This is a genomic window from Bradyrhizobium sp. USDA 3256, from assembly GCF_054058275.1.
Genome location: NZ_JBSSAE010000002.1, coordinates 2,281,464 through 2,291,331, shown reverse-complemented (window position 1 = coordinate 2,291,331; position 9,868 = coordinate 2,281,464). Strand labels below are relative to the sequence as shown.

Below are 9,868 nucleotides of genomic sequence, written 5' to 3'. Positions count from 1 at the left end.
AATTTAGTTTTAGGCTATTGTTAACCCTCCCCGCGGTCAAGAAATGTATTTGGTTAATCAATGCTTTCCGTGGAAGTGTGGTAAAGATCGGACAGGTCGAAGCTGAAAGAACAACGGCTTAGCCGGATTAACTTGGCCAAAGGCAGTATTTCCCCGGCCCCGTTCGTCCTTCCCGGCGATTTGGAGCAGCAGTCGATGCGGGTGATTCTTCAGGCGTGTGCCGCTGTCTTGATTTGGGGCTGCTTCGGCGCGGCGGCCGCGCAAGCCCCTGCACAACCTGTCCCCCGGGAGACCACGGTGGAGCGCCAGGTTCGCGCCCTGGCCAACCGAGACACCCAGATTGGTCTCTATCTCAACGTGTTACCTGATTGCACGTCGGGGCCGCTGCCGACCATCCGCCTGGTCACTGCGCCGGCTGCCGGAAAGGTTGTGGTGAAGTCGGCGAAGGCGAAGGCCACCAATTACAAGGCCTGCCTGGCGCTCGAAGTGCCGGCCTATGTCGCCTTCTACAAGGCGCCTCCGGAATTTCTCGGCGATGACGCCCTGACCATCGAGGTCAAGTATCAAGGCGGTCGAACCGAAATTCAGAAGATCACCGTCAAGGTGAGTGCACCAGGCGGGCAGCAGAAGATCTGATGGTGTTGCGGGCGATCTGAGGCCCGCGCGCCGACCAATCGCCTTACAGCGGCTCGCCCTCGGCTTCGTCCTGCTGCAACGACACCTCGCCCGATGCGGAGGCCGGCTGGCTGAGCGAAGCTCGATCCTCGTGGCAATCGCTGATTCGGCGGGCAACCACCCGGTCGGTCCGCGGCGCCTGACCAACATTGGTCTTGTTGACCTCGGTATAGGCCTCGTCGCTGAGAACCGTGATGACGGTGCTGACCGGCCCGAGATAGTCGCAGCGGTTGGAGAAGACGTATTTGTTGTTGATCTTTTCCGGCCGCGAAGAGTGGCAATTTCCAACGGACGGAGATGAGAAGGTCGCCTTCATCGCCTGCGTCGGATCGACACAGCGCGTCATTTCGCGCTCGAGCAGCGTTTGCCGGACGTTCGAGGACGTGGCGATTTCCAGCGTCCGCACGAAGCGCCACATTCCTTTTCGGAAGGTCGGCCCGCTGAATCCCTCCTCCGCCATGGCGCTCGGGGAGGCGAGCACGAACACGGAAAGCGCGGTCACGACGCCAAGCGCGGACGCGAAGATCTTCGACGGGGCGAAGCCCTCACGCGATGTCATTTATTGAATCCCTAATCGGCCGATTGACGCGGATCGCGTGACTTCGCTTGAAGCACGTCCAACCTCACATCATTCAGGAGCATTTCGTGTTAAGACCCCGTAAATGCTTGGTCTTTGCTCGAAGCTCTCTCGAGCTCTTGCGCCAAACACGGTGAATGCCTGGTTGCTTCCAGGCCGGGGCAGCTTCGGCGCGAAAGGAAGCGCAGCGTCCGCGCCGTCGGGGACGAATGGACGCCTCGTCCGCCGCCACCCGCCGTCGATTGCCAACTAATGCTGCAAAGCCGCCGCAGCGGACTTGTCAGCCTTGGCCTCAGACTTGGCCTCAATCCTGGCCGCGCTACCGTCGTCGCAGTCGCCGATCCTTGTCGCGACGACCGTGTCGGTCCGGGGATGCTCTCCGGTGCTGATCTCGTTCAGCTCGGTATAGGCCTCGTCGCTGCGCACGGTGATGACGGTGCTGACCGTCCCCATGTAATCGCAGCGGTGTCCGAAGGTGTATTGATTACCGACCTTCTCCGGCTTGTCCGAGACGCAGCTTCCGATCGATCCCGAGGCAAAGGTCGCCTTCATGGCGTGGGTCGGGTCGACGCAGCGCGTCGTCTCCGCGTTGACCACCCGATACTTGAAGTTTTTGTTGGCGGTCCTGACCACATCGAGCGTTCGCACGAAGCGCCACAGACCTTTGCGGAAGCTCGGGCCAGAAAAGGCTTGATCGCCCTGAGCCGGCGCTGCCGCCGCTGCCCGGCCGTTCGCCGGTTGAGGAGCCTGAGTCTGCGCATGAGCTGCCAACGCAGGCAATGAGACAATCATCAGGGCCAGTAGCGAACGTGCAATGCCACCACGGAAGTCCATTCCCACCCCCGATGTCCGTCCGAATGCGTTCGTGATGCGATCCGGTCAGCTCATTGAAGCAATCTCCGGAACACGACTCAATACATCACACCACTTGCAGGCCAATTGTGGCCGGTAAAGGTGCATTAACGCTACCGGGCAGCTTGCAGCCGAATTCAGACCCACTGCAGCAAACTTGCAACACCTGACACGCCATTCGCGATGGCGCCGGCGGATCTCCCCCACCGCAATGGGCAGAGAGGTTTGACCTCAGAGTTTTTTTTTGCTCATTTAGCGCGAGATATTTTCTTCAATTACTTAGCCTATCGCTGGACGAGGGGGCACTGATGCGTATTCGGTTTGGCTACACGGTCGCGGGCATTTTGGCGTTGGGTGCAATGTCGTTCGGCAACTCCGGGCCGGCGGGGGCGGCGGACCTTGGCCTGGTCACAAAAGCACCGGTCGGCACCTGCACCGAGATCGTCTTCACCTGCGAGAACGGCCATCAATATCCGCTGTGCCCCCGCGCCGTGTCGGTCGAGGGCGAAGTGGTCACGGCCTCCCTGCTCACCGGCCGTGGCGGCATCCATGTGCGGCACGTTCCGATGGGCGTCGGCTATCGCTATGCGGGCCGCGGCGTCTGGCTGGACGGCTTCCGGGAAAACGCGCTGCTCAACTTCGGCAAGCGCCACCAGGTGGCGTGCACCATCGCGCATTCATGAGCGCGCGCTCTGCGTCGCTCCAATGGGCGTGACGCAGAGCACCTCAAGCAGCCGAACTCTCCTCACCCCTTGGTGCGGAGCACGACGCGCGACGAGCGCGAGAACATATACGCCTTCGGATTGACGTAGACCGGGCAGTAGTCCTGCCACTGGTACAGCTGCCAATTCCATTTCCAGCAGCCCGATGCGATCTGGGGCTCTTGCACGTAGTCCAGCCGGTACGGCGGATCGCCAAACGGATAGTAGTCGCCGCATCGCGCCGCCGTCGAAGACAGAACGACGATTGAAGCGGCCGCGGCAATGATCACAGAAAATGACTTGTTCATAACGCCCCTCGATCGAATGACGTGACCGCGCGAGAGTGCCAAATCCGCCGGTCGTTATCAAGGTGGGGGCCGCCTGCCCCCAACGCCAACCGGCCGTCTACACCGCGCGATTCTGCGTCGGCGCGCGGCCGCCGCCATCGGCGACCAGCACTGCACCCGTCACGAAGGACGCCTCGTCGGAGGCCAGGAACAGGCAGCACGCGGCGATCTCGGCGGGCTCGGCCATCCGTCCCAGGGCAATGCGTCGTTCGACGCCGCGAATCTCGGCATCGACGGTGGTGCCGTTTTGGCCCGCGAGCAGCTGCATTTCTTGGGCGCTCATCGGCGTGCGCACCCAGCCCGGTGCCACCGCATTGGAGCGGATGCCGTCGGCGCCGTGCGCGTAGGCCAGCGAGCGCGTATAGGCGACGACGGCCGCCTTGCTGGCGGCGTAGCTTGCGCTGTCCGGGCTGGCATTGAACGCCGCAACCGAGGCGACGTTCACGATCGCGCCGCCGCGCTGCCGGAGCAGCGGCAGGGACGCGCGACAGACACGCATCGTCCCCGTGAGGTTGACGTCAAGCGTTTTGGCCCACACCTCGTCGGAGACGCTGGCCGGCTGATCCGGCACGATCAGGCCGGCGGCGTTGACCACGATGTCGAGCCACGCTCCGCAGGCGGTGACGGCCTTTGCGATGTCGTCCGGCCGGGTGACGTCACCATGGATTGCCTGCCCGCCGCACTTCACTGCTGCGGCCTGCAGCTCGGCGTCGCCGAGGCCGAACAACACGACGCGCGCGCCGCTCAACGCCAGCAGCGCCGCCGTCGCCCGACCGATCCCCGTGGCCGCGCCGGTCACCAGCGCCGTCTTTCCGTCGAGCCGCGGCATCAGGGCATGATCCGGAAAAGTGGAAACCGGTTTTCCGAGAAGATCATGCTCATCTAGACTCCCCACTGCCGTTCGACGGCAAATCCGGTCTCCGGCAGCGTCGAGCCGCCGTCGACGACGATGGTCTGCCCGGTGACATATTTGGCCTCGGCGGAGGCGAGATAGAGCATCGCGCAGGCGATGTCGTCTGCGCTGCCCATTTGCCCCATCGGGATAAAACGCTCGAGCTTCGCCTTGTTCTCCGGCGCGCTCATGGTGCCGCGGCCCGGCTTTTCGATGAAGCCGGCCTCGACGCCGTTGACCGTGATGCCGTCGCGCGCGAGCTCGAAGGCGGCGCCGCGGATGAATGCGTTGACGCCGGCTTTCGCCGCCGAGTAATGCGCGCCGCCGCCCATCGCGACGCGCGCTGAGACCGAGGATGTCACGAGGATGCGCCCGAACCTGACGGCACGCATGTGCGGAATTGCGGCCTGCGCGAGCCAGATGCTGGCGTTGAGGTTCAGCGCCAGCGTATCCTCGAGCTTCGCTTCATCGAGCTCCTCAAGCGATGACCACGGGCAACCGCCGGCATTGTGCACGACGATATCGAGCCGGCCGTATTTGGCGGCGACACCGTCAATCATCGCCCGCAAGCTGCCGCGATCGAGCCGGTCGAACGGAATGCAATGCGCCGCCCGTCCATCGGCCACGAGTTCGCGCGCCAATGCCTCGGCCACATCAAGAGTCCGGTTGGCGATCACCACGGTCGCGCCCGCCTGCGCGAACCTTCTCACGATGGCGGCGCCGATCCCCCTGCCGCCGCCGGTGACGATGGCGATGCGACCGTCAAGATTGAACGGAGGGGCCTGCATCAGATCGCTCCCGCGCCGCGCAGCACGTCGATGAACTGCGCCAACACCCTCGTGTGCTTGTCGACGTCGCGCGCGGACGTCGCCGGACACATCAGCAGCATGGTGTGGAACGGGGTCACCAGGATGCCCTCGTTGATGTAGAACGCACGCAGCAAGATCTCGAGATCGGGTTGCCGGCCCGCAATGACGTCGGCGCCGTTGCGTGGCGGCTGCGGCATGAACATGATCTCGGCGCGCGCGCCGATCTGCGTCACGTGCCAGGGCAGACCGGCCGCCGCGATCAGGCGGCGCGCTTCCTGCGCGAGCCAGGTCGCGGTTCCGATCATCCGCTCGTAGTTCGTAGAGGTCAGCACCTTCTCCAGCACCGCGCGCATGGTCGCGACCGTCAGCGCGTTGCCGGCAAGCGTTCCGCCGAATCCGAGATGCGCCGACTGCCGCTCGCGCGGATTGACATGAGGGACGATCTTCCAGAGCCGCTCCGCGATCTCCTGGCTGAGCCCGAACACGCCGGCGGGGATGCCGCCCGCGATCGCCTTGCCCGCAACGAAAATGTCGGGCTCGAGCCCATGGCTCTTCATGTAGCCGCCCGGTCCGCAGGACAGCGTGTGGGTCTCGTCGATGATGAGGACGGTGCCGGCGCGGCGGGTCAGCTCTCGCAACGCCTGGTGAAAACCAGGATCGACCGGGATCATGCCGAAATTCGTCATCAGCGGCTCGGTCAGCACGCAGGCGACGTCGCCATGCGCAAGCGCCGCCTCGAGGCCCGCGACATCGTTGAACTCGACGACCCTGCTCACCGCATCATGATCGATGCCGTTCGGATGGATCATGTTGCGCAGGCCGACCCGGCCGTCGCGGATCTCGACATGCGCCTCCTCGACGCCGCCATGGTAGCAGCCGGAGAACACCAGCACCTTGCGCCGGCCGGTGATCATGCGCGAGATGCGGATCGCGGCACGGTTGGCGTCGGTCGCCGACGTCGTCAGCGTCCAGTATTTCGGGCCGAAGCGTCGCGACAGTTCGGCGCCGACCCAGATACTGTCTTCCGTCGGCAGCATCATGGTCGCGCCACGCTTGAGCTGAGCGAGCGCCGCCTCAGTGACCGCCTCGGGCGCGTGGCCGCACATGCCGCCGGTGTCGCCAAGGCAGAAATCGATGTAGTCGCGTCCGTCGATGTCCCTGATATGCGCGCCCTGCGCCTCCTCGGCATAAACCGGGAAGCCGCCGGCCCAGCGCCGCATCCAGTGCGACGGGCCGCCGTAAAGGTAGTGCTCCGTTCCCTCCTGCCAGGCCGCGGCTGAGCGCGGATGCAGCGCGCGAAAGCGCTCCTGCTCGGCATCGAGCAATCGGTTCAGAACGCCGGCGCGTTCGGCAGCCAAAGATGTCATAGCGCGATCCAGGCGGTCTTGAGGTCGGTATAGGCGTCGAGCGCGTGCAGCGACTTGTCGCGTCCGAAGCCTGATTGCTTGAAGCCGCCGAGCGGCACCGTGATGTCGGCGCCGCCATAGGCGTTGACGTGCACGACGCCGGCCTTGATGGCGCGCACCATGCGATGCGCCGTCGACAGACTTGCGGTCCACACCGCCGACGCAAGTCCATAGGGGGTCGCATTGGCGAGCGCTGTGGCATCTTCCTCGCCCTCGAACCGCGTCACTGCCAGCACCGGGCCGAACACTTCCTCGCGCCAGACCTGCATCGACGGCGTCACGTCGGTGAGGATCGTAGGCGCCATGAAGTTGCCGCCGCTCTCGACGCGGATCTGCTCGCCGCCGATCAGCCGCTTCGCGCCCTGCGCTTCCGCATGGGCAACGGCATCCAGGTTCTTGCGCAACTGCGGCTTGCTCGCGATGGCGCCGATATCCGAGGTCAGTTCGAGGGGATCACCGACGCGGAGCTTGGCGGTTGCGTCGCGCAGTTCGGCCATGAAGCGATCATAGATCGCGGACTGCACCAAGAGCCGCGATCCGGCCACGCAGACCTGGCCGGAGTTTCGGAAGATGCCGTTCGCCGAGACCTTGGCCGCATGCTTGATATCGGGCGCATCGGCGAACACGATGTTGGGCGACTTGCCGCCAAGCTCGAGATGGACGCGCTTCAGGTTCGATCGCGCCGAGCATTCCAGGAGACGCCGGCCCACCGCGCCCGAGCCAGTGAAAGCGAGCACATCGACATCCATGTGCAGCGCAAGCGCCTCGCCGGCGGATGCGCCGCGGCCGGTGACGACGTTGAGCACGTCGTCGGGCAACCCCGCCTCGGTCGCGAGCTCGGCAAGTCGCAACAGCGTCAGCGACGCCAGCTCCGGCGGCTTGACCACGACCGAGTTTCCGGCGGCAAGCGCCGGGCCGATCTTCCACGCTCCGATCATCAGCGGGAAATTCCACGGCACGATCACGCCGACGACACCAAGCGGCTCGCGATGCACGAGCCCGAGCACATCACCTGAGGTCGGGGCGATCTCGCCATAGACCTTGTCGATCGCCTCGGCGTAGTAACGGATGGTGCCGGCGACCGAGAGCGGCTCGGCCTTATAGGCCATGCTGATCTCGGTGCCATTGTCGCGCACGCCGAGCACCGCAATCTCGAGCGCGTGCCGCTCGATGAGATCGGCGAACCGCAGCAACACCTTCTTGCGCTGCGCCGGCGCCGCGCGTGACCAGCTGCCCTGCTCGAAGGCCTGCCGCGCGTGTCTCACTGCGGCGTCGACATCGGCCGCATCGCCGTCAGCGATGCTGGTCAATACCTGGCCGTCGATCGGCGACACGACATCAAACCGTGCCTCGCTGATCGCCGATGTCGGCCGGCCGCCGATGAAGAGCTGCTGGGCCGGAATGGCGGCCGCGCGTAGTCGATCGATCTGGGCTTGCTGCATGCGAGATAATTGTGACAATGACAAAAGCGGCTTCCGAGCGAGACCGCTGGCACGGCGCAATCCTCGCCAAATCAAGGCCTTGGCAGCAATCAACCGATAGGTGGATGTCACGGCAAGGCGCGCCCCCATAGCGTGATCGCACGATGGCCGAGCGCTCCGCCTGCGTTATGCAAACCGGTTGTCACCATCCCTTACGCCTGCCGGCGAGCCGAAGGTCATGCCCGAGATGACGCAGCCCCGCATCCTCCTGATCGGAACGGGAGACACCAAGGCCGACGAACTGCTGTTCATGAGCGAGTGCATCGCGCGCGCCGGTGGCCGAACCATCATGATGGACATCAGCGTGCTCGGCGATCCGCCGTACCGGCCCGCACATGACAAGCACGCGGTGGCGGCGGCCGCACAAACCACGATCGAGGCGATCGCATCGAGCGGCGACGAGAATTCCGCGATGTCACTGATGGCGGTTGGCGCCGCCAATCTGGCGCGCGCGCTCGCGGAGCGCGATGCCATCGACGGCGCGATCGCGATCGGCGGCACGATGGGCACCGACCTTGCGCTCGACGTCGCGCAGGCGCTGCCGCTCGGCCTGCCGAAGCTGATCGTCTCGACCGTCGCCTTCTCGCATCTGATCCCGCCCGAGCGCGTCGCCGCCGATCTGATGATGATCCTGTGGGCCGGCGGTCTCTACGGCCTCAACGGCGCCTGCACCGCCGTGCTGTCGCAAGCCTGCGGCGCGATCGTCGGCGCCGCCAGAAGCGCAATCAGGCCGCGCAAGGACCGGCCGGTCGTTGCGATCACCTCGCTCGGCAAGAGCTGCCTGCACTACATGGTCGAGCTCAAGCCGCAGCTCGAACGGCGCGGCTACGAGGTCGTCGTCTTCCACACCACCGGCATGGGCGGCCGCGCGATGGAATCGATCGCCGCGCAAGGTGGCTTCGCCGCGGTGCTGGACCTCAGCTTGCAGGAGGTCGCCAACCAGCTCACCGGCTCGGTGGTCAATTCCGGCGCTGACAGGCTTGAGAATGCCGGAAGAGCCGGCATTCCACAGATCGTCGCGCCCGGGGCGATCGACATGGTGGATTTCCCGGCATGGCTTGGGGTTCCGAACGAGCTGTCGGATCGCCCGTTCCACGCGCATAACCGGCTGCTTGCGTCGGCAACGTCGGGATCCACTGATCGCCAACGGATCGCACGCGCGATCGCCGAGAAACTGTCCCAGGCCAACGCTCCCGTTGCCTTCGTGCTGCCCACCGGCGGCATCCAGCAATGGGATCGCGAAGGCGAAACCTTGCACGATCCTGACGCCCTCGCCGCCTTCGTCGAAGCCATGCGGTCGGCGATCAGGGCGCCGGTCGAGTTGCACGAGATCAAGGATCACATCAACAGCGCCGCATTCAACGAAACAGTGCTCGGCATCTTCGACCGATGGGTCGCTGCCGGCATTGTCCCTCGCGGCCGCACCACGGTTGCCGCATGAGGAGGCCGCGTGCCCAGGCGCTGGTGCTCGACTTCGGCGGGGTGATCTCGAAGACATTGTTCGAGACCCACGACCTGACCGAGCGCACGCTCGGACTCGCCCCATGCACACTGAAATGGCTCGGACCGTTCGCGCCCGACAGCGATCCGCTCTGGACTTCCATGCAGCGTGGCGAAATTTCTGAGCGCGACTACTGGCTGACCCGCAGCCGCGAGGTCGGGCGCCTGGTCGGCGAGGACTGGCGCGACATGGAGACCTTCGTGAAACGCGCGCGTGGCGCCGATCCCGACACCGTGATCCGCCCCGAGGCAGCGCGCGCGATCACCCTCGCCGCCGATGCCGGGTTCCGCCTCGCCATCCTGTCGAACGAGCTCGACCTGTTCTACGGCGCCGATTTCCGCAGCCGTCTCTCCATCCTCAAGCGCTTCGACACCATCGTCGATGCCACGCATACCGGGATCCTGAAGCCCGACCCCCGCGCCTATCACAGCGTGCTGGACGAACTGGCGCTGGAGGCAGACAATTGCGTCTTCGTCGACGACCAGCGCCGCAACATCGCAGGCGCCGCCGCGTGCAACATGCGCACGGTGCTGTTCGATGTGCGCAATCCTGCCGCGTCCTACGGCGAGGCGCTGCGGCATTTCGGGCTGCAATTCGACTAAAGCGTTTTCGAGCGAAGCGGGTACC

At 65.0% G+C, this 9,868-nt stretch carries 11 protein-coding genes; 4 read left to right on the top strand and 7 right to left on the bottom strand.

All coding sequences use genetic code 11. The features are described from left to right. Window positions 1-132 precede the first annotated feature (132 nt). Entirely contained in the window at window positions 133-636 is a 504-nt protein-coding gene (locus tag ACVWY5_RS12255; protein WP_244978433.1) for a hypothetical protein, read from the top strand. Between the two features lie 43 nt (window positions 637-679). On the opposite strand, the gene ACVWY5_RS12250 is transcribed toward ACVWY5_RS12255, so the two are convergent. After that, window positions 680-1,234, bottom strand: coding sequence for a DUF3617 domain-containing protein (locus tag ACVWY5_RS12250; protein ID WP_028331382.1), 555 nt, complete (start codon window positions 1,232-1,234; stop codon window positions 680-682). A gap of 267 nt (window positions 1,235-1,501) precedes the next feature. Beyond that, on the bottom strand, window positions 1,502-2,086 hold the full coding sequence (locus ACVWY5_RS12245; protein ID WP_160321810.1) for a DUF3617 family protein: 585 nt from the start codon (window positions 2,084-2,086) through the stop codon (window positions 1,502-1,504). A 326-nt stretch (window positions 2,087-2,412) separates the two neighbouring features. Between ACVWY5_RS12245 and ACVWY5_RS12240 the strand changes: the two genes are divergently transcribed. Further along, the gene (locus ACVWY5_RS12240) at window positions 2,413-2,787 is read left to right on the top strand and encodes a hypothetical protein (RefSeq protein ID WP_028331383.1); all 375 of its coding nucleotides are present in this window, start codon (window positions 2,413-2,415) and stop codon (window positions 2,785-2,787) included. A 62-nt stretch (window positions 2,788-2,849) separates the two neighbouring features. On the opposite strand, the gene ACVWY5_RS12235 is transcribed toward ACVWY5_RS12240, so the two are convergent. The 5 genes from ACVWY5_RS12235 to ACVWY5_RS12215 all read right to left on the bottom strand — a co-directional run bounded on the left by ACVWY5_RS12235 (window position 2,850) and on the right by ACVWY5_RS12215 (window position 7,701). Next, complete coding sequence (locus ACVWY5_RS12235) at window positions 2,850-3,113, bottom strand: hypothetical protein (RefSeq protein ID WP_028331384.1); 264 nt, start codon at window positions 3,111-3,113, stop codon at window positions 2,850-2,852. 97 nt (window positions 3,114-3,210) lie between these two features. Beyond that, entirely contained in the window at window positions 3,211-3,981 is a 771-nt protein-coding gene (locus ACVWY5_RS12230; RefSeq protein ID WP_038377076.1) for an SDR family NAD(P)-dependent oxidoreductase, read from the bottom strand. A gap of 53 nt (window positions 3,982-4,034) precedes the next feature. Continuing rightward, on the bottom strand, window positions 4,035-4,832 hold the full coding sequence (locus ACVWY5_RS12225; RefSeq protein ID WP_028331386.1) for an SDR family oxidoreductase: 798 nt from the start codon (window positions 4,830-4,832) through the stop codon (window positions 4,035-4,037). Further along, window positions 4,832-6,220 carry a transaminase gene (locus ACVWY5_RS12220; protein WP_051375965.1) on the bottom strand — a complete coding sequence of 463 codons (1,389 nt, stop codon included), beginning with the start codon at window positions 6,218-6,220 and terminating at the stop codon, window positions 4,832-4,834. The genes ACVWY5_RS12225 and ACVWY5_RS12220 overlap by 1 nt, the downstream gene beginning before the upstream one ends. After that, on the bottom strand, window positions 6,217-7,701 hold the full coding sequence (locus ACVWY5_RS12215) for an aldehyde dehydrogenase (RefSeq protein ID WP_028331388.1): 1,485 nt from the start codon (window positions 7,699-7,701) through the stop codon (window positions 6,217-6,219). The genes ACVWY5_RS12220 and ACVWY5_RS12215 overlap by 4 nt, the downstream gene beginning before the upstream one ends. 217 nt (window positions 7,702-7,918) lie before the next feature. Between ACVWY5_RS12215 and ACVWY5_RS12210 the strand changes: the two genes are divergently transcribed. Together ACVWY5_RS12210 and ACVWY5_RS12205 are read left to right on the top strand one after the other, a co-directional pair. Beyond that, window positions 7,919-9,181, top strand: a complete 1,263-nt coding sequence (locus ACVWY5_RS12210; protein WP_028331389.1) for a Tm-1-like ATP-binding domain-containing protein — start codon at window positions 7,919-7,921, stop codon at window positions 9,179-9,181. Beyond that, a complete protein-coding gene (locus ACVWY5_RS12205) occupies window positions 9,178-9,843 on the top strand; it encodes an HAD family hydrolase (RefSeq protein WP_028331390.1) in 666 nt (221 codons plus the stop codon). The genes ACVWY5_RS12210 and ACVWY5_RS12205 overlap by 4 nt, the downstream gene beginning before the upstream one ends. The last annotated feature ends 25 nt before the right edge of the window (window positions 9,844-9,868 follow it).